The 19036-nt window shown below is 61.1% G+C and carries 18 protein-coding genes and 4 tRNA genes; 13 read left to right on the top strand and 9 right to left on the bottom strand.

Going from position 1 to position 19036, the window contains the following annotated elements; genetic code table 11:
- Nucleotides 1–41: 41 nt before the first annotated feature.
- From AB0O87_RS10650 to AB0O87_RS10625, 6 genes are all read right to left on the bottom strand, one after another.
- Nucleotides 42–1703: a SulP family inorganic anion transporter gene (locus tag AB0O87_RS10650; protein ID WP_363515279.1), complete on the bottom strand. Its 1662-nt coding sequence runs from the start codon at nt 1701–1703 to the stop codon at nt 42–44.
- A gap of 161 nt (nt 1704–1864) precedes the next feature.
- Nucleotides 1865–2509, bottom strand: a complete 645-nt coding sequence (locus AB0O87_RS10645; protein WP_363515276.1) for a helix-turn-helix domain-containing protein — start codon at nt 2507–2509, stop codon at nt 1865–1867.
- 69 nt (nt 2510–2578) lie between these two features.
- The gene (locus tag AB0O87_RS10640) at nt 2579–4216 is read right to left on the bottom strand and encodes an ABC transporter ATP-binding protein (RefSeq protein ID WP_363515273.1); all 1638 of its coding nucleotides are present in this window, start codon (nt 4214–4216) and stop codon (nt 2579–2581) included.
- Nucleotides 4213–5124: an ABC transporter permease gene (locus AB0O87_RS10635; protein ID WP_363515270.1), complete on the bottom strand. Its 912-nt coding sequence runs from the start codon at nt 5122–5124 to the stop codon at nt 4213–4215. The genes AB0O87_RS10640 and AB0O87_RS10635 overlap by 4 nt, the downstream gene beginning before the upstream one ends.
- 1 nt (nt 5125) lies before the next feature.
- Nucleotides 5126–6073, bottom strand: a complete 948-nt coding sequence (locus AB0O87_RS10630; RefSeq protein ID WP_363515265.1) for an ABC transporter permease — start codon at nt 6071–6073, stop codon at nt 5126–5128.
- 98 nt (nt 6074–6171) lie between these two features.
- Nucleotides 6172–7713 carry an ABC transporter substrate-binding protein gene (locus AB0O87_RS10625; RefSeq protein ID WP_363515262.1) on the bottom strand — a complete coding sequence of 514 codons (1542 nt, stop codon included), beginning with the start codon at nt 7711–7713 and terminating at the stop codon, nt 6172–6174.
- 104 nt (nt 7714–7817) lie between these two features.
- On the opposite strand from AB0O87_RS10625, the gene AB0O87_RS10620 reads away from it, so the two are divergent.
- The 3 genes from AB0O87_RS10620 (at nt 7818) to AB0O87_RS10610 (ending at nt 12307) form a co-directional block, all read left to right on the top strand.
- Nucleotides 7818–9326, top strand: coding sequence for a sulfatase (locus tag AB0O87_RS10620; RefSeq protein ID WP_363515259.1), 1509 nt, complete (start codon nt 7818–7820; stop codon nt 9324–9326).
- Between the two features lie 33 nt (nt 9327–9359).
- Nucleotides 9360–10958: a sulfatase-like hydrolase/transferase gene (locus tag AB0O87_RS10615; RefSeq protein WP_363515256.1), complete on the top strand. Its 1599-nt coding sequence runs from the start codon at nt 9360–9362 to the stop codon at nt 10956–10958.
- Between the two features lie 164 nt (nt 10959–11122).
- Complete coding sequence (locus AB0O87_RS10610) at nt 11123–12307, top strand: replication initiator (protein ID WP_363515253.1); 1185 nt, start codon at nt 11123–11125, stop codon at nt 12305–12307.
- On the opposite strand, the gene AB0O87_RS10605 is transcribed toward AB0O87_RS10610, so the two are convergent.
- Together AB0O87_RS10605 and AB0O87_RS10600 are read right to left on the bottom strand one after the other, a co-directional pair.
- On the bottom strand, nt 12304–13191 hold the full coding sequence (locus AB0O87_RS10605; RefSeq protein WP_363515250.1) for a hypothetical protein: 888 nt from the start codon (nt 13189–13191) through the stop codon (nt 12304–12306). The genes AB0O87_RS10610 and AB0O87_RS10605 overlap by 4 nt on opposite strands.
- Nucleotides 13192–13348: 157 nt before the next feature.
- The gene (locus tag AB0O87_RS10600; RefSeq protein ID WP_363515247.1) at nt 13349–13780 is read right to left on the bottom strand and encodes a hypothetical protein; all 432 of its coding nucleotides are present in this window, start codon (nt 13778–13780) and stop codon (nt 13349–13351) included.
- Nucleotides 13781–13905: 125 nt separating this feature from the next.
- Here AB0O87_RS10600 and AB0O87_RS10595 point away from each other — a divergent pair, with 125 nt between their 5' ends.
- The 6 genes from AB0O87_RS10595 to AB0O87_RS10570 all read left to right on the top strand — a co-directional run bounded on the left by AB0O87_RS10595 (nt 13906) and on the right by AB0O87_RS10570 (nt 17909).
- On the top strand, nt 13906–14202 hold the full coding sequence (locus AB0O87_RS10595) for a hypothetical protein (protein WP_363515244.1): 297 nt from the start codon (nt 13906–13908) through the stop codon (nt 14200–14202).
- A gap of 74 nt (nt 14203–14276) precedes the next feature.
- Nucleotides 14277–14549 carry a hypothetical protein gene (locus AB0O87_RS10590; protein WP_363515242.1) on the top strand — a complete coding sequence of 91 codons (273 nt, stop codon included), beginning with the start codon at nt 14277–14279 and terminating at the stop codon, nt 14547–14549.
- Nucleotides 14546–15091, top strand: a complete 546-nt coding sequence (locus AB0O87_RS10585) for a hypothetical protein (RefSeq protein ID WP_363515239.1) — start codon at nt 14546–14548, stop codon at nt 15089–15091. The genes AB0O87_RS10590 and AB0O87_RS10585 overlap by 4 nt, the downstream gene beginning before the upstream one ends.
- Nucleotides 15088–15927, top strand: coding sequence for a hypothetical protein (locus AB0O87_RS10580; RefSeq protein ID WP_363515236.1), 840 nt, complete (start codon nt 15088–15090; stop codon nt 15925–15927). Before AB0O87_RS10585 ends, AB0O87_RS10580 begins: the two co-directional genes overlap by 4 nt.
- A gap of 699 nt (nt 15928–16626) precedes the next feature.
- On the top strand, nt 16627–16818 hold the full coding sequence (locus AB0O87_RS10575; RefSeq protein ID WP_363515233.1) for a helix-turn-helix domain-containing protein: 192 nt from the start codon (nt 16627–16629) through the stop codon (nt 16816–16818).
- Nucleotides 16818–17909 carry a site-specific integrase gene (locus AB0O87_RS10570; protein ID WP_363515230.1) on the top strand — a complete coding sequence of 364 codons (1092 nt, stop codon included), beginning with the start codon at nt 16818–16820 and terminating at the stop codon, nt 17907–17909. Before AB0O87_RS10575 ends, AB0O87_RS10570 begins: the two co-directional genes overlap by 1 nt.
- Before the next feature lie 46 nt (nt 17910–17955).
- Here the strand turns inward: AB0O87_RS10570 and AB0O87_RS10565 are convergent.
- Nucleotides 17956–18031: transfer RNA gene (locus AB0O87_RS10565), tRNA-Val, on the bottom strand.
- Nucleotides 18032–18182: 151 nt separating this feature from the next.
- Between AB0O87_RS10565 and AB0O87_RS10560 the strand changes: the two genes are divergently transcribed.
- From AB0O87_RS10560 to AB0O87_RS10545, 4 genes are all read left to right on the top strand, one after another.
- Nucleotides 18183–18255: transfer RNA gene (locus tag AB0O87_RS10560), tRNA-Gly, on the top strand.
- A 54-nt stretch (nt 18256–18309) separates the two neighbouring features.
- Nucleotides 18310–18380 (top strand) — tRNA-Cys (locus tag AB0O87_RS10555).
- A 26-nt stretch (nt 18381–18406) separates the two neighbouring features.
- Nucleotides 18407–18478: transfer RNA gene (locus AB0O87_RS10550), tRNA-Val, on the top strand.
- A 221-nt stretch (nt 18479–18699) separates the two neighbouring features.
- Nucleotides 18700–18846: a hypothetical protein gene (locus tag AB0O87_RS10545; RefSeq protein WP_363515227.1), complete on the top strand. Its 147-nt coding sequence runs from the start codon at nt 18700–18702 to the stop codon at nt 18844–18846.
- The last annotated feature ends 190 nt before the right edge of the window (nt 18847–19036 follow it).

The following is a 19036-nucleotide window of genomic DNA, read 5'->3' as shown; positions in this document are numbered from 1 at the left end:
TGGCTGGAGGCAGGCCGCGAGCGGCAGAAGCATGCAGCTCGTCAGCTGAGATCGTTGGCAAGTGCGGCGACGAGTCCTTCTTCAGTGGATGTGTGCACTCGTCCCTCCGACGCGAGCCCCGCGAACCAGTGGGTTTTCGCGGCGATCTTGCTTGCGCCGCTGGGAAGGCGAGCAAGGTGCAAAACAATGCCCATGCCGGCCAGCTCGTGCTCAAGCTCCTCCAACATGTCGAGCACGGTCACGGTAAGAATGTTGAGCTGTCGAACGTCGAGCACGACGGCGCGGGTTGCTTCGGGTTGAGCGGCCACGAGAGCAACAACGGCTCGCTCGTTAGCCAGGGCGTTTCCGGTATACAGACCAGTCCCGAGGCGGATGACAATGGCGTCGCCGCTCCGGCTTTGGATGCTCAAGCGAGGAATATTCAACTCGTGCAGCACGAGCAGAAGAGTGGCGAAGACGCCGACAGCAACCGCGACGAGAAGTCCGGCGACGAGTCCCACCACAGCGACCATCAGCGCGATCCAGAAGTCTATTCGGCTGAGCGAGAACCAGCGCACCAGCTCCGGGATGTTGATCAGCGATGCGACAGCCACGAACACGACCGCGGCCAGCGTCGCCTCAGGGAGAAGGCTCAACACTGGCCCGAAGAAGAGGGCAACCAACAGCGCGAGGAAGACGGTGAGCAGTCCAGCAACTTGCGACCTGGCCCCCGCGCGGTCATTGACGGCGCTCTGTGAGAACCCGCCAGCTGCGGGCATGGCGCTAAAGAACGAGCCAATCGCGTTCGCCGCGCCAGCAGCCAGCAGCTCCTGGTCGCTATTGATCTGCTGATCTGTGCGCGACCTCAATGCTCGTGCAACGGCCGCCGACTCGAGGAACGCGATGACGGCGATCGCTAGGGCGCCGGGAATCAATGCCTCGACCAACGACAAGTCTGGGAGCTGAGGTATGGGGAGCCCTGACGGCACTGGTTCGATCAAAGAGACACCGAGCTGATCGATCTCTGCCACCCATACCAGAAGGATTCCGCCCGTCACGACGAGAAGAAAGCTGGGGAAGCGTGGTGCAAAACGTTGCAACACGATCAACGCCAGAATCGATCCGACCGACAGTAATACCGTCGCCAGGTTGGTATGGTCGAGCGAACCGAGCGCGCCCACAAGGGAGGCAACGAATCCGCCGCCGGAATCATTGGCATCTTGACCGAGAAGCTTGGGGAGCTGGCCAACCGCGACAGTTGCCCCCACGCCGATCTTGAGCCCCAACACCGTCGCTTGACTGATGTTCTCGACGAGTGATCCCAGCCGCAACAAGCGCCCGATGAGGAGGATCACTCCGACGAGCATCGTGAGTGTGATCAGGGCGCCGAGCGCATCGTCGGGGTGGGCATCACTGACGACTCCGACCGAGAAGAGCGTTGTGGCAGTGAGCGTTGCGATCGTGGATGTCGTAGACACGCTCATAGCGCGCGATCCGCCAAGTACGGCGTAGACGAACATCGGCACGATGCACGTATACAACCCGACCTGGACGGGAAGGTTGGCGATTGTGGCGTAAGCCATTGCCTGCGGAATAACGATGGCGCCGGCAGAGAGCCCAGCGACGATATCGCGGCGGATCCACTCTCGGCGGTAGTCCGCGAGTGTGGGAAAGATCCAGCGCGAGCGCACAGGGGATGAGGACGCGGCCTCGCGGCTTTTCACTCCGCCAGGCTACATCGCCACACCCGACGACTTGCCATCTTGTGCACCGAACTGGCCCTCGCAGTAAACGAGTGCGGTTGCTCCTGCGGGAATCTCGACGGGGGCAGCCCATGCGTGTGCGGGATCGATCGCATCTGCGGGCTCGACAAATGAGGGCTCGACTACTGCTGATCGTGAGCGGCACGCTCCGAGATGAGTTTCACGTCGAGACCCTCTTTGAGATAAGGCGCGAGCATGTTGACAAACAAAGCGACGTGGCCAGCGCGGTCAAACGATGTGGTGTCGAAGACCCATTGTGCGCCGAGCCCGTGCGCCAGAGCCAGTAGCCAGCGCGCCACGGTCTCGGCAGAGACCCCATCGGGTAAGCGGGTCTCATCGATCACTCCGCGTAGTTCTTCGGCGATGTCAGGCAACACATCGTCGTTGCGATGCTTGAAGTATTCGTGACCAGGGTGCTCAACTGCGCTTGCCTCGGCGGCAAGCACAACGAACAACTTGACGAGATCGGGTCGACGGTCGTTGTCCGAAAGCATCCCGACAAAACTGCCAACGAGTGTGGCGCCGCTATCGCGACGTGTTTGTTGCGCTGCAGCGTTTTGTGCCTCACGTTCGTGAAGGACTGCCATCAACAGCGCTGCCTTAGAAGGGAAATAGTGCAGGATGCCTGCCGGGGTGATCCCGACCTCACTCGCGATATCGGCGAGGCTCACCGAGTTAAACCCGCCTTCGGCGAACACCTTCATTGCGGTCTGGAGGATCTCTCGTCGACGCTCCTCTCCACGCACGCGAGTCTTTAGCCCTGGCACGCTTCGAGCGTTCCCTGTGTTTGGTACCCGCCTCGACTGTCCGTCCATAGTGATTTCACCCTAGGCGAATCATGTGATTGTGGCGTCTAGGCGGGGCGTCGCGTCGAGAAGTGCTCGAGTGTAAGGGTGCTGGGGCGCGTTGTAGACCTGCTGAGTAGTGCCGGTTTCAACGATCTGACCTTTCTTCATCACTGCTACGCGGTGGCTGATGTCCCGCACGACGGTGAGATCGTGTGAGATGAAGAGATAGGAGAGGGTGTACTGCTCTTGAAGCTCTCGCAAGAGCTCGAGTATCTGTGCCTGTATCGATACGTCTAACGCCGACACCGGCTCATCAAGGATGAGCAGTTTCGGATCAGACGCCAGCGCACGCGCGATCCCAATGCGCTGGCGTTGACCGCCGGAGAATGCCCAGGGGTACCGATCCAGATACTCGGGACCGAGGCTGACGCGATTCAGGAGCTCTACGCTGCGATCACGCACATCGTGCCTGTCCGCACCCGCGACCGTGAGCGCTTCTTCGAGAGACTGGCCCGCCGTGCGCCGCGGATTCAGTGAAGAGTACGGGTCTTGGAAGACGTACTGTATCGACTGAACCATCGACTTCTTCTGCGCAGCGGACATCGTCGACACAGAAACACCGTCGACCTCGATCTCACCGGACGTGACTTCGTTAATGCCCACGATCGTTCGGGAAAGCGTTGATTTTCCGCATCCGGACTCGCCGACGAGAGCGAGCGTCTCGCCGGGCAAAATGTGGAGTGAGACGCCATCGACAGCAAAGTGTGGGGTCGTCCTGCGGAACAGCCCACGCCGCTGCAGGTTCACATTGGTGCGGAGCTCCTTCACCGCGAGTGTCGGAAGTGAATTTGCCTCTGGTGCATCCTCGCGTAGCGGTGAGTCGGTCTTTGGAATCGCCGCCATGAGGCCGATTGTGTAGTCGTCTACGGGGTTGGAAAGGACCTGCCGAACTGTTCCGCGCTCAACGATATGTCCTTGGTGCATCACGACGACGTCGTCACACAGTTCAGCGACCACACCCATATCGTGCGTGATGAACAGAATGGCGATGCCGAGCTCATCTCGCAATCGACGTAGGAGGTCGAGAATCTGGGCTTGAATGGTGACATCGAGTGCGGTGGTTGGCTCGTCCGCGATCAATACGGAGGGCTCGTTCGCAAGCGCGATCGCGATCACGACGCGTTGTCGCATCCCTCCAGAGAACTGATGTGGATATTTCTCGGCGGCCACGGCTGGTTCAGGAATGCCCACCTTTTCCAGGAGCTCAATAGCACGCACGCGTGCGGATTCGCGATCGACGCCGTGAATCTTCATCGCCTCGATGATCTGGTCTTTGATGCGCATCACGGGATTCAGCGCGGCTTGGGGATCTTGGAAGATCATCGCGATCTCCTTACCCCGCACCTCCAGCATCTCCTTAGCGCTCAGCGCCAATAGGTCTCTGCCATGGAGTTCGATGTTGCCGCTATCGACCCTGCCGGGATGGCGCAGCATTCGCATGAGCGCCTTCGAAGTCACGGACTTTCCTGAGCCGGATTCGCCGACGATCCCGAGGATCTGACCAGGGAGCAGCTCAAAGCTGATGTTGTCGACAGCAACGACCGAGCCGTGCTCGAGCGTGAAAGTGACATGCAGATCTTCTACGCGCAGAACGGGGGCTGGCTGTGGTGAAGGAAGCGTGTTCATTTGCGGGTCACCGTTTCATTCATGGCGTCGGAGATGAGGCTGAACGACATCGACAAGAGAATGAGCACAATCGTGGGTCCAATGATGTACATGGGTGCTTGCTCGATAAACCGGATGCCGACATTCAGGAGCGAGCCCAGAGACGGTTCCGGTGGCTGAATGCCGAGTCCGATAATGCTCAGGCCCGCTTCGATGAAGATTGCGACCACGACGAAGATCGCACCATTGACGAGAATCGGATCGACGGCGTTGGGAAGGATGTGGCGGGTCAGGATCATCCGCTTGTTGACGCCGAGCGTTCTTGCCGCTGTCACGTACTCACGTTGCATCTGCTCCAACAGCGCGGCGCGTGCTTGACGGCCGAAAAGCGGGAGCCCGCTGACCGAAATCGCCACCACCAGCGCAAGCCAGCCAGGCCCCATGATGAGGACGATGCACACGCCGAGCACCACGCCGGGGAAGCCGAGAATAATGTCGAGCACACGTTGCACGAAAGAACCGGCAAACTTTGAGAGCGCTCCGACCAGACCAAGCGCAGTGCCAAAGACCATGCTGATCGGCACGGCAACAGCGATGATCGAAAGGTCCATCCTGAGTCCGTAGATCGTGCGGACCAGAATGTCGCGGCCGAGTTCATCAGTGCCGAACAGGTGAGCGAACGAGGGGCCCTGCAGAGAATCCCCGCTTTGCCTGTCGTATCCGCCGGGGAAGAGCACCGGGGCAAGTAGTGCCAGCGCGACCAGGAGGATGACGATGCTCACGCCTGCGACGCCCCGCGGCGTCCGGAATGCGGCAAGATACCTTCGCATTGTCGCGTTGGGAGTGAGCCGCCGCTGACGCCGCTTCTGGGTGAGGATCGCGGTCGTTGAGGGTACTTTCACGACCTGGGTGGGATCAGGTTGAGGCATATCACACGTCCAATCTCACGCGCGGGTCGAGCGCAGCGAGGATGATCTCGGTGAGGAGTTGCGAGAGCACTGCGATCAGCACAGCTCCCATGATCAGAATCTGCACGAGCTGGTAGTCGCGGGAGTTCACTGCCTGTACGGCGAGCTGTCCCAAGCCGTTTCGCGCGAAGATCGCTTCGATGATGATGGCGCCGCCGAACAGTTCACCGAACCGCAGCCCGATCGCGACGACCGCAGCCCCCAGGCTTGTGCGCAGCACATGACGGTACGTAATTCTTCGGGGTGAAGCACCCTTTGCGAAGGCGAGATCGATGAATTCCTCACCACGTGTCGCGATCATCGTGGTTTGCAACAGACGCGCAATTCCTGGCGCCATCGCAAGCCCCAGCGACAATGCGGGCAAGAGGAGGTACCGCATTCCGATGCCGAAGTCTTCGCTCAACGCGACCTCTCCGCTGACGGGTAGGAGGCGCCAAGTGACTCCAAACAAGACGATCAGGAGCAACCCGACGAGAAAAGCGGGGGTGGCAATAAGAAGCGTGTTTATGGAGTCGGTGGCGATACGTGATGCACGGGTGCGCGACGAACCCCCGAGCACTCCCAAGCCGATACCGATCACGATCATGAACACAGTGGCGAGAAGTGCAAGCTCGACCGTACTTTCGAGACGAGCACCGATGAGGTCGGAAACAGGGCGATTGAAGATATAGGACGTGCCGAGTTCACCGCGGAAGACACCGCCCAGCCAAGTGAAGTACTGCACGAACAAGGGCTGGTCGAGCCCGAGCGAGACACGGATAGCTTCCACTTGGTCTGGGGTGGCCTCCGATCCAGCGATCGTCTGAGCAGGGTCTCCTGGCGCGAATCGCGGCAGCAGAAATGCGATGACAGATGTGGCAACGAGCACGAGCAGGATAGATGGGATTTTGCTGAGCAGGAAGCGAATCATCGGTCCTCGACTCTTCTGCGGGGACGGTACGCGCAAGATCTCATGACAACTCCTCAGTTACGAGGTCCTCCTCCGCTTAATCGAGGAGGACCTCAGGATCACTCTTCGATGAATGCCGCGCCGGCCTGGAGATAGCCTCGTGAGGTGTAGTCCATTTCTTGCACTTCACTCGACTCCACGATCTGCCCTGCGGACTGAACGATCACGCCTGTAAAGGCCTCATCGAGGATGTACTCGGTAAGCGTGTACAGCGCGTCGGCGTTCTCAGCGTCAGATGCGGTGGCGAGAGCGTCGCGGAGCTCGACGTACTCAGCAGGCCAGAACTTCGAGGGATTGCCTTCGCGCAGCGAAGGAAGCACGTTCAGCAACGTCGACGGGCCGAATCCATTGAGCCCGTGGAGCGGAAGGAAAGACTGCCCTAGCTCCCCGGCGACCTGGTTTTGATCCCAGGTCTGAGGATCCTGCACGGTGATGACGGGATTGAGGCCGACCTCTTCGAGGTTGTTTCGGATAATCTCTGCCACGCCGGTGTTCGATGGTAATCCGATGACGGTGATCTCCACGTCGGAGCCGGCAGCACCAGCCTCGGCGAGCAATGCCTTCGCTTTGTCTGTGTCATACGTATAGAAGTTCTCCAGGTCTGCGGGATAGTCGGGCGTGCTCGCGTCCCAGAAGAGGTTGGTGACCTGCCCGGCGTCGCCGAAAATCTGATCCGCGATACGTTCGCGGTCGATCGCGTATTGAACGGCCTGGCGGGCAGCCTTGTTGTCAAAAGGGGCGACCGTGGTGTCCACACCAAACGGGTAGGCGGCACTGGCGCTATTGATGATCGTGTATGCACTGTTCGATGACAGCGTCTGGACGTCCACGGCGTTCATCCCAGAGGAGACCTGCGTGCGGTTACTGCGCACGGCGTTGAGCATGGCTGTGCTGTCTGTGATGATCGCAATGTCGATTGCATCGAGGTACGGCTTCTCTCCCCAATAGCCATCGAACCGCGCGAGCTTCGCTTCCGATCCAGGAGACCAACTCTCGAAGGTGAAAGGACCGGTTCCGACAACTTCGGAACCGTCAGCGAGGCCGGCGATCGTCTCACTGTCGACAATGTAGGTCTGCTCGAAGAAGTCGAAGATGTTGGCGGTCGGCGCAGAAAACTCGATTGTCAGCTCAGTCGGGCTCGATACTGTGACGGCTGTGAAGCTGCGAGCGATGTACCCGACCTGAGCGTTATAGCTAGGGTCAGCTGAGGTTTCGATCGAGAACTTCACGTCGTCGGCGGTCATTGCCTTGCCACTGTGGAACGTGACGTCGTCACGCAGTGTGATCTGCATCGACATTCCGTCGTCGGCGAGGGTCCAGTCGGTCGCGAGCATTGGCTGCGGTTCGGTGTTGTCGTCGTACGTTGTCAGCGTTTCAAAGACGTTTGAAGCCCAGGTGGCGTTACCTGCACGAGCGGCCATTAGATTTCGCGGTTGCATGTCACCGCTCTGCGCCACCGAGAGCGTTCCGCCTTCGATTGGTTCCGCAGAACCGGTCGTGTCGCGGTCCACAGCGGACTGGCATCCGGCCAGGGCGATTGTGAAGGCCGCGATTCCGGCCACAGCAGCAAGTGTGCTCTGGCGCCGTCTGGTGTGCAGCATCGTTTCTCACTTTCCTCGTCGTTGAGATAGCAGGCAGTGGTGGCTAACTTAATGAATGTTTAGTAGGTTTGCAAGCACTCAATTCCGGAGGAGGTGCGACACAGATGTCGCGACCCAACATTGTTTTCGTCATGGCCGACGACCACGCCGCGCATGCAATCTCGGCGTACGGGAGCCGAGTTAATCAGACCCCGAACCTCGACAAGATCGCTCGCGAAGGCACTCGGATGGACGCAGTTTTCTGCACAAACTCCATCTGTAGCCCGTCTCGTGCGTCGATTCTCACTGGCACCTACAGCCACGTGAACGGTGTCTCATCGATCTGGACGGAGATGGACTACCGTGTCCCGACATTTGTTGATGTGTTGCACGACTCCGGATACAAGACGGCGATGTTCGGAAAGTGGCACCTGGGGGAACACGGTTCCGCCCTTCCACGTGGATTCGATGCGTGGACGATCTTCCCTGGACAGGGAGAGTACGTCGACCCCCCGATGATCGACGCACACGGCGAACGGACGATGAGCGGGTACGCGACCGACGTAACGACCGATCTCGCGATTGATTGGATGTCGTCCCTTGGCGACGATGAACCGTTCTGTCTGATGGTGCATCACAAGGCGCCACATCGGCCCTGGGTTCCAGACGAAAAGCACTCCCACCTCTACGCAGATGGAGCCATCCCTGAACCAGAGTCCTTCTTCGACGACAGCGCTACACGGAGTAAGGCCGTGCGCGGCGTACGCATGACGATCGCCGATGACATGGGGGCTGACGACCTCAAAATTGCGATGCCCGATCATCTGCGTGGGGAGGAGAACCGTCACGCGCGGATGAGTTGGAAGTACCAGATCTATATGCGGGACTATCTGCAGTGCATCCAGTCAATCGACGACAACGTCGGACGACTGCTCGACTATCTCGACGAGAGCGGGCTGAGTGACAACACGGTGATCGTCTACACCTCGGACCAGGGCTTCTTCCTGGGCGATCACGGCTGGTTCGACAAGCGGCTGATGTTCGATGAGTCGTTGCAAATGCCGATGTTGATTCGTTGGCCGGCCGAAATCGAGGCGGGCACTCAATGCGATGCAATCGTCACCAATGTCGATTTCGCTGCCACGTTCCTCGACATCTGCGGCATCGACGCCGCATCTGCGCTGCCAACTTCACAGGGCCGAAGCTTTCGCGCACTACTGCGCGGCGAGGAGGTTCCTGATTGGCCGGATGCGGTGTATTACCGGTACTGGGAGCATGACGACCCCATTCACAGTGCGCCAGCGCACTACGGGGTTCGCACGGCTGAACACAAGCTCATCTACTACTACGGCGCCGGCCTGGGCGTGCCTGGAGCTTCGGAGCAAATATTCGAGCCCGAGTGGGAGTTGTACGACCTTGTCGCGGATCCCGCAGAGATGCACAACGTCGCTGATGATCCTGGCTATGTCGAGGTGAAAGCCCAGCTTGAACAGAAGCTCGCGCAGTATCAGCGCCGTTTCGGCGACGAGCCGTACGTCGGACCGGACACGCCGCGACCGGATTGGGGGCCGCATGACGAGACGATCTTCGCCCTTGTGCAGCAATACGTCGCCAACGTTCGCGCAGCGCGCTGACACTACTATTTCTGCCGAAAAGGATCGAAGACAATGCCTCGCCCCAATGTGATCATCATCATGGCCGACGACCTCGGCTTCTCCGACATCGCACCCTTTGGTGGTGAGATCGACACCCCGGCCTTGCAAAAACTCGCGGATCAGGGAACGAGGATGAGCTCGTTCTACGTCACGCCTCGATGCAGTCCGTCGCGCGCCGCGATGCTCACAGGACGCAATCCTCACTCTGTGGGCATCGGCGTGCTGACAACTGACAATCGACCCAACGGCTACGCCGGATCGCTCAGTGCGGAGGTGCCAACCCTTGCCGAGCGTCTGAAAGACCGTGGATACGCGACAGGAATTTTCGGCAAGTGGCATCTTGCGAGCGAAACGAAGACACCGAGTGAAACCTGGCCGACACGGAGAGGATTCGACGAGTTTCGGGGGATACTCCCCGGAGCAACGAGCTATTACCGACCACCGTTGATGCAGGGCGAGGAGCGCGTCGCAGATGACCAGCTCGATGACGATTTCTTCCTGACCGATGACATCACTGCGAGCGGCGTCGACTTTGTTCGACGCCACGGCGCGACGGACCATCCGTACTTCCTCTTCATGACCTACACGGCTCCCCACTGGCCGCTGCATGCAGCGGAGGAAGATATCCAGAAATACCGTGAACGTTTCGCCGGTGGGTGGGATGCTGCGCGTCTCGAGCGGTTGAGGCGACTGAAAGTCAGCGGGCTCCTGCCTGAGATGGATGAGCTTCCGCCTGGGCAACCACTGCCTGAATGGGACGAGAAAAACGCGCTCTGGCAAACCGAGAGGATGGCGGTGTACGCCGCTCAGGTCGAGAGTCTTGATCGCGGGGTGGGGCAAATCCTCGAGGCCGTCTCCGCCACAGACTCTGAAGACGACACAATCGTGCTGTTCTTCTCCGACAATGGCGGATGCTCGGAGGATCTACCTGTCGGAATGAACTACTTCGCTGAGGATGTGGCGCCGAGAGCGACGCGCGCCGGGAGCGTCGTGCGCTTCGGGAACGACCCAGCGATCTTGCCGGGGGCAGAAGATACTTACCAGAGCTACGGTGAAGAGTGGGCGACCGTTTCAAATACCCCTTTTCGCAAGTGGAAACGCTGGGTTCATGAAGGTGGGATATCCACTCCTTTCATCGCTTCTTGGCCCAACGGCGGGCTAGCGGGGGGAGGGGGTATTAACCGTAGCCTTGGTCACATCACTGATGTCGTGCCGACAATCCTCGCGGCGGTCGACGCGCTCCCGGAATCTGGTGCTCTCCCTGCAGGGGCAGCGGGAGGCGGAGTAGACGGGTGCAACCTGTTGCCAGCTTGGCGTGATCCTGATGCTGACATTGGGGATCGAACTCTCTATTGGGAGCACGTTGGCAATGCTGCACTTCGCCGGGGCGCTCTCAAGCTCGTGCGCGAGTGGGGCGGAGAGTGGGAACTCTACGACCTTTCCGTTGATCGCACCGAGTCGGTAGACCTCGCGATCGATCGCCCAGAAGTAGTTGCGTTGCTGGCCGCGGACTATATGCGCTGGGCTGAGGAGCACGATGTCATGCCTTGGCAGGACGTTCTCGATGACTACGCAGCGCGCGGCTTACACCCGATGCGTGCAATGGGGTGACGAGAAGATTTTGGTGGGCGATACCGGACTCGAACCGATGACCTCTTCCGTGTGAAGGACTCGGAACCCGTATTGCAGCGGGTTCCACGCGATGATTTCGTTGCATCGGTTGCGGCTGTAGGTAGTCGTTCGCATGGTGGGGGTGCGCCGGGGGTGCGCGCTCGATGACCTCCCGGACTGCGCCGGGGTCTGATGAAGGAATCAGGCTCGCGGCTGCTGAGGCGTACCTGGAATCGGTGTGCGCGAACCCGTATGACGTGAACGGCGACGGCTCGGTGTGGGTGCGCTGCAATGGCCGGTTAGCCTCGAAGTGCCCCGCGTGCTCGAAGCTCTTTCAGGGCGATTGGGCGGCGATCTGCCGTAGCGGGATCTTCGACGCCGACGGCCAACCACTGACGGGCTACGTCTGGGCGCTCGTCACGCTCACAGCGCCGTCGTTCGGGAAGGTGCATCGTGTTCCGCATCGGCTGCGCGACAAGCGGGAGAAGTGCGCGTGCGGCGTGGTTCACGAGTTCGGCGCGGAAGAGGCCGGGGAACCCATCGAGCCGTGGCGCTACGACTACGACGGGGCGCTGCTGTTCAATCAGTCATTGGGGCGACTGTGGAACAACACGACGACACGTTGGCGGCGCGCGTTCGGCAAGGAGTTCCAATACTTCGCGGTGACGGAGGCTCAGAAGCGGGGAACGATGCACAAGCATGTCTTGGTGCGGTTCGAACGCGGCTCGATTCTCGCTCACGAGTTGCTGGCCGTCGCTGCTGAGTCGTACACGGCGGCGTGGACGGGCGAGGTCATCCGGTGGGGGCGGCAGTCCGATGTGCAGCTGCTCGACCCTGCCGAGAACCCGGACGATGCTGCTCGAACCGCGCGCTATCTCGTGAAGATGACTTCCTACGCTGTCAAGGACGTGAACCATGCGACGGGGCAGGTATCGCGCGCGGCGGATCGGCTGCTGATGTACGCGGCGTATGACTACCGCTGCTCGGCGGAGTGCGACCGGCAAGACGGGGGCGCTGAGTGTCGGCACCCGATCCATTCTGATCTGGTCGGCAGTGAGCGGGTGCTATCGCAGTCCAAGCAGTGGTCGATGAGCGCCACGACGCGGACGGGCCTTCGGGAGGCTCGACGGGTTTACGCCGATGCCATGCGAGGAGGTGATGACGAGGCGACCCACGAAGAGCCGGAAGGTATGAGCGGCGCTGACCTCTACGCGAGCAGGCTGGTACGCGAGTACAGGGCTGAGATGGCAAAGCATCGCGAAGAGATGCTGCGGCAGCAGTGGGTAGCTCAGCAGGGCGTGACAGACCGAGAAGTCGATGACATCAGGCCAGGCTCCATGCGCCTTTAGAAAAAGGAATCGTGTTCAACTTCGTACGGCACCCGTACGTCAAAACTTGCGTAGTGTTTTTCAAGCATCGGACGCAATCGTGAGAGAACTTGAAGTCCCTCGACCACATCTTGTCGCTCAACTGGTTGGGCGTGCGCGATGCCATTCCGTAGTGCGCGAACTGACTGCACGGCATCTCGGTTCTCCTCGAAGAACTCCCGTTGTGCATGGGCCCAGCGTTTGACCGCTGGATCTTCGCTGGCGCGAAGACGTCGTCGATCGTAGTTGTAGCCCATTTTTGTAGCGAATGCCTCGTATTGGCTCAGCAGTTCTAGTTTCAGGTCAGAAGTTGATGCTGACTGGTTGGAAGAGGGGGCCTCTGCCTCGCCCGGTGTGTTCTGACTGCTGAGCTTGTTCGCAATATCTTCCAGTTGTGCCGATCTGTCTTTGGACCACTGTGGTTCGGCTCCCCAGTTGTTATGCATGGTTATGTTCGCTGATGCGGAAGCGGTCGCCTCTACAATTCCATCGATTCGCACCTGCTGGAGTTGGAACGAGGTCTGAAGTGAGGTGACGTCGTCCCTAGCCTTCTTCGCGTCCGCTTCAGCGGCGGCGACTTTGCGCGTGAGGGACACGCCGAGGACTGTGACCTCTGAAATGTCCGGCCAGAGCAGGAGCACCACGAGAAGTAGCAGAACCAACACGGTCGCACTTGTAACGGTCGGTGGCTGGCATGTAGTTACGAGCGCCGCCCCTTCGGTGTTCTTGGTCGAGCACTCCTTGTAGAAAGAGAGTGCTGCCAGTGCATACGCAACTAACAGCGCTGCCGCGATAATTAGACGTGCAATTCGCCAGCCTGCCGCGGGGCTCTTCTCGCGTAGTTTCGTAGTTGGTTCTTCATGCACTGGCTAGCTCCTTGTTTCTTGTCGCAAGACTATCGGGCAGTGTGTGACACGAAGCGAGGGTGAAGCGGCCCGGAGCGAAGCGGGAGGGTCGCTTCACCCTCGCTTCGCGGCGAAGCCGCCCTTGATCCTGAATATCTCTGCTCCGCACAACAACGGATCAGAGGCCGGTAGGAACGTCATGGAAGACGTAGGTGCGAACCTCGGTGCGATTGAGCGGAACGTCTAGGCTCACCTCGGCAAGTCGAGGTTGCCCGGCTGCTCGTGCTTCGGTGAGCTTGTCGGCTAGCGGAGCAAGCTGACGGTATAGACGATCGCTCGCCCAGTTCGACGCACTGCCAGTCGAACCGAGCATGCGCACGATTGACCTTGCGCTGTGGCCGTTGCTCAGTAGCTGCGCGGCTGCAATCACGGTTGCTGCACGGGCAACCCGCTCCGACTCTTGCGTGAGCAGAAGGAACCGCTCAGGGTCAGCGCGGCTTGTGCCGTCTAGACCTTCGCTTGTGGTGCGCGCCCGTTCAATGAGCGCGGGGCGCGTCGTGGCTTCGAAAGCGGCAACCGCCTCGGTGCTGGCGTTCCAATAGTGCGACATGACTTGACTTCTCCCTGGTTGATGTTACTGTCGTAGTGACGTATTAGTAGTACGGATGATACGTCGCTACGGGTGTTTGGCAGTCTACTGTGTGCTGACCTTTGACACAGAGAGAAGGAAAGAGGATGGGCAAGAAGAGAGTTACCGAGGCGGAGCGGGTGCGTCAGTTTGCGACGCTGCCCGCACTGCTGGCGGCGAAGGCGGAGGTTGAGGCGCGCGCATACGCGAAGGCGGATCACCCCCGTCAGGTGAGCTTGAAGAGCTTCGCGGAGTTCCAGCGGGTCGTGAACTGGGCGCGTGTCTTCGATGCGATGGCGGAGGCTCGGGGTCTGCCGTGCTTCAGCGAGGGCGGTCACTACCGGTCTGGACGTGCGCGCAAGGACTTCGATCTTGTCGCGGTTCGTGTTTGGGGGTTCCGCTAATGGCATCGACGATGAGCTTCCCGCTCACTGCGGGAACTGAGGTACTAGGCCTAAACGGTGACGAGGGTCGCCCCGTGTTCGAGTACGTCGACGGCAAACGCACCGACAATCAGCGTCGTGATGCGGCGGGTCGCCCGGTCTTCCGTCACAAGGCGCTCATCCGGTACACGGCGGACGCTGCCGAAGAGGTGGCGCTGGTGATCGACAGTGCTGCACCGCTCGGGGTGCTCAAGCCGGTGAAGCTTGATCCGGCAAGGGCGACGCTGACGGTACGACCGGAAGATGCCTACAACCTCGCGTTGACGGTGTCCGCCTCGCTGCTGCCCGACAGCAAGGGCGGCGCGTGATGCGGCGGTTCGCTATCGGGTCCGCGTTCCTGGCGGTGATGCTTCTTGCGGGAGGCGTCATCGCCGGGTGCGCGCCACACAAGGGGCAGGTTCCCGCAGCGGTTGCGTCACCGATGGCGCCGGACAAGTACGGCTTCTCGGTGTTGTCGGTGGAGTCTGACGCGGCGTCGAATGAAGGCGCGAAAGCCACGGTCTATCTGCCGGTGTTTTGGTCGGGTGTTGAGGTGCGGGTGCGGTCGGTGGAGCCGTACGCGTTCGGTAGCGAAGTCTGCGCGGTTTCGGTCGTTGGTGACGTAGAGACAGCTTCGGGGGCGTGTGAGCTTTTGGTGCTCGAACGGCTCGATAGTCGCGAGGGTGACCGAGTTGGCACGCTTGACGGCCTCCGAGTGCTGCTGACCGGACTCACGTCGGGCGAGCACGAGTTCGACGTGTTCATGTTTCCCGTCCCTCAGAACACAAAGACCGGCGAGTGGCACTACGACTACGAAGCGCCCGCGGTCGATCGGCTGAGGGTGCATGTTCCGGAGGAGGAAGAACGTTGAACAGGTTCATTGCGTTCGCTGTCGTCGCGCTGATGGCTGTGCTGCTGCTCGGCTTCGGGCTGTTCGGCGCACCGTCGGGTATGGAGTCCGTCGCGCTGCTCGGGCGCATCTTGTGGGCGGTGCTCATCATCGATGTGGTTCTCGTTGTCGCGGTTCCTGCGCTGCGTCATCGTGTGCTCGGGCGTAATTGGCTCCTGGCGCGGCTGTTCCAACCTCGGTTGAGCGGTGCGGATCGAGCGTCGTTGTCGAAGTTCGAGAAGTCGGCGCTGGGTCGTCTGCGGCGACTCAATCCCGATTGGGCTGTCACTGCGGGTATCACCCGTGACAGCACGACCCGCAACGGCGACAAGGTGCGCACGTTCCCAGGGCTGGCGCGGGTCGAGCTACGACCGCATGGGCCTGCTGCGCTGTTCCAGGTGGTGCCGGGGTCGGTGCCGAGTGACTACGACGACGAGAAGGTAAGTGCGGCGCTGGGGTTCCCGGTCGAGTGTTCGGCGGCGTCGGCATCGACGGTGCGGATTCAGATGCGTTCGCGTGACGCGCTGGCGGATCAGGGCACGATTCCGTTCCGCATGGTTCCGCTTTCTGATCCTGCGGCGCCGGTACGTGTCGGAGTGACTTCGGAAGGCCCGTTCTCGCTCCCGATCTTCGGACGGCAGACGCTCCTGGTCGGCGCGTCAGGATCGGGCAAAAGGGTCGGTGATCTGGAGCGTGCTCGGGCAGCTCGCTCCGAGCATCCACGCGGGAATCGTGCGCGTGCATGGCGTCGATCTGAAAGGGGGCGTCGAGCTCACGGCAGGCCGTGCGCTGTTCCACGATGTCGCGTACACCTATGACGAGGCGGCGGCGATGATCGAAGGTCTCGCACGGCGGCTGGATGACCGGCTCGCGTACATGCGTGAGAACGGGCTGCGAAAGCACGTCCCGACGACGGAGCAGCCTCTCGAACTCCTGTTGGTCGATGAGGCGGCTTCGCTGTCTTATCTCGCGCCGGATGCGAAGTCGAAGAACGCGCTCGACGCGTCGTTCAAAAGGTGGCTTAGCGTCGCACGAGCCGCTGCGGGGGCCACCTTGGCTGCGATGCAGGACCCTCGGAAGGAGTCGCTGGCGTCGCGTGATCTGTTCACGGCTACCGTCGCGCTGCGGTTTCGCACGAAGGATGACGCTGTGCTCGCGCTCGGGTCGGCTGCGTACGAGGCCGGCGCTCACTGCGACCGCATCCCAACCTCGACACCTAGCATGGGGTACGTGATCGACGGGGATACCGGCGACATCGTGCAGTTCCGGGCGTCATGGGTGTCTGACGAGGACATCGCTGAGATTGCGCGCCGGTTCCCGGCACCCGTGCGCGGTGGTGACGACGATGAGCATTGACGGCCTCAATGCCCGGATCGCGCGGATCAAGCGTCGTTGTCGAAGTTCGAGAAGTCGGCGCTGGGTCGTGTGCGGGAATGAGGTCGAGCCTCAACGCCCGGTCGGGCATGGGCCGCGTGGCCAACTGTTCGAGTGCGTCAGCCATGAGAAGGGAACCGACGATGAGTGACGACACAGCGGATGAAGGACGCCTCTTCATCAGCGAGCGAGAACTCGCGCGGCATCTCGGCGTGCATCCCTCGACGCTGACGCGGCTTGCTCAGCAAGGCAAGCTGCCGGTGCAGCCGGTTTACGTTGGGCACCGCCGGGTTTACCCGCGCCAGGCGTTGCTGGCGTTAGCTCGGGTCGCCTGATGGCATTCGTCAGGAAAAACGAGGCCGGACGGTTCCGAGGCGTTGCGAAGCGGGGTCGCGTTCTCCTAGGCACGCGCACTTTCGACAGGCGCAAGGATGCGCTGGCCTGGGCGGAACGGTTGGAGGCAGCGGCTGACGGCGGTGTCGATGTTCGCGCGGGGAAGGCACTGGTGCGCGACCTGTTGCCGGAGTGGATCGAGTATCGGCGAAAGACGGTTACGCCTCAGGCGGCGACGACGGATGCGCAACTGATTCGGCTGATGAGTTCTGCGCTGGGCGCGCGCTCGGTCGCCTCGATTCTTTCGGTGGATATTGAGCGGTGGCTGGTCGGTCTGCGGGATCGTGACCTGTCAGATGCGTCGATCAAGCGTTACCGCACCTCGTTGTCCTCGTTCTTTGCGGCGTGCGTCGCTGTCGGGCGGAGGCAGGATAACCCGGTTCGTGGCGCACGGCTGCCGTCCGTGGTCGATCCTCCTGCCGAGATGTGCCCATTCTCGGAGTCTGAGCTTGCGGTGACCGTCGCGAAGGTGCGGGAACGGTCGGAGCACCTGGCCGACGTCGTGGTGTTCTTTGCCGAAACGGGCCTGCGGTGGGGTGAGGCGAGAGAGCTTCGGCGGCGCGACCTCATCGAGCTACCGATCCCGTCGCTGCGCGTGGCCCGCTCACGGTCGGAGGGGCAGGAAGCGTCACCGACGAAGGGGCGCACGGCTCGCACGGTTCCGCTGACGGATCGGGCACACACCATCGTCAAGCGTCTGATCCTCGGCAAGGGTCGTGACGATCTGCTGCTGACCGGAGAAAACGGGGGCCAGCTGTGGCGCTCGGCCTTCCTGCGCTCGTCGGGCTACACGGTGGCGAGCGACAACAGACGCATCTACGACCTGCGGCACACCTTCGCCACACTCGCTATCGCGAAGGGCGTTGACCTCGCGACGCTCTCGAAGTACATGGGGCACGCTGATGTGTCGGTCACGTCGAGGAACTACGTCCACTACCAGGGATCACGCGCTGATTTGGCGGCGTTGGCGCTGCTGAACGGCGGCGGGGGTGCGCCGGGGGTGCGCGACGATGAGAGCGAGGCGGCGGGATGACGGCAGCGAAAAGGCCTCCTGTCAAGGGGCAGAAGGCCTCTCCGGGTGGTGGGCGATACCGGACTCGAACCGATGACCTCTTCCGTGTGAAGGAAGCGCGCTACCAACTGCGCCAATCGCCCATACCCGCGGGGTACGTCAACCGATACTACCGGACGCGTAGTGGCCGATCTGACAACTCTGTGAGACACGCGCGAGATTCGATCTCGGTTTGGAGGAGGGCTCAACTTCGGCTAATGTTTCATGAGTGCCCGGGACAACCGGGAACGAAATGCGGATGTAGCGCAGTTGGTAGCGCACAACCTTGCCAAGGTTGGGGTCGCGAGTTCGAGTCTCGTCATCCGCTCGAGTGCAGCAGGTCTTCTTCGGAAGGTCTTCTGCACGTGGGGTCAATCCACACGGTGGCGTGGCCGAGCGGCTAGGCACCGGCCTGCAAAGCCGTTTACACGGGTTCGAATCCCGTCGCCACCTCGCGGAAAACTTAATAGCCCTAACGGGCGCGATTGGCGCAGCGGTAGCGCGCTTCCCTGACACGGAAGAGGTCACTGGTTCGATCCCAGTATCGCGCACAGACAAGCCCCCGGTTTCCCGGGGGCTTTTTCGTGTCCGCGGGAGTCTGGGCAATATCTGGGCAATACGATCCGGCAATAGTGCGCCCCGGAAACTACTTGGTTTCAACTTGGTCTCAGCAGCGGCATCAGCGTGATACCCGCCTGAACAGGGGGGCGGCGTAACTACAAACCGACACCTCTCCGCACAGCAGTCCAACCGCCTCAGTAGAGTGTGCAACATGTTTGATGACATCATGTTTGCCGCGCCCATCTGGTTCCCTTCACTTGTTGGCGGGGTCACCATCATTTGGCTAACCACCCGCAGCGCAACACTGTCTGCGCTACGTAAGCACACGGCAGAGCAGAACATGAAACAGGACCGCTAACGCTCACTGCCCTCCCGTTCCGCTAGTTCCTGCCTCGCCGCCCCGGTCCAACCGCCGCCAGGCATCCGGATTTGGTGAACTGGGGGGCTACAAGACGGAACTCGTTCGCGGACCCGCCCGCCTAGGCCGGCGGAAGAGCGTCGAGGATCTTGAGCTCGCGGCCCTCGGACGAGTGCCCTGGTCTTTCCCC

Source organism: Microbacterium sp. NPDC076768, from assembly GCF_040687205.1.
Lineage (GTDB): Bacteria > Actinomycetota > Actinomycetes > Actinomycetales > Microbacteriaceae > Microbacterium.
This window is presented reverse-complemented; position numbering and strand designations above follow the sequence as displayed.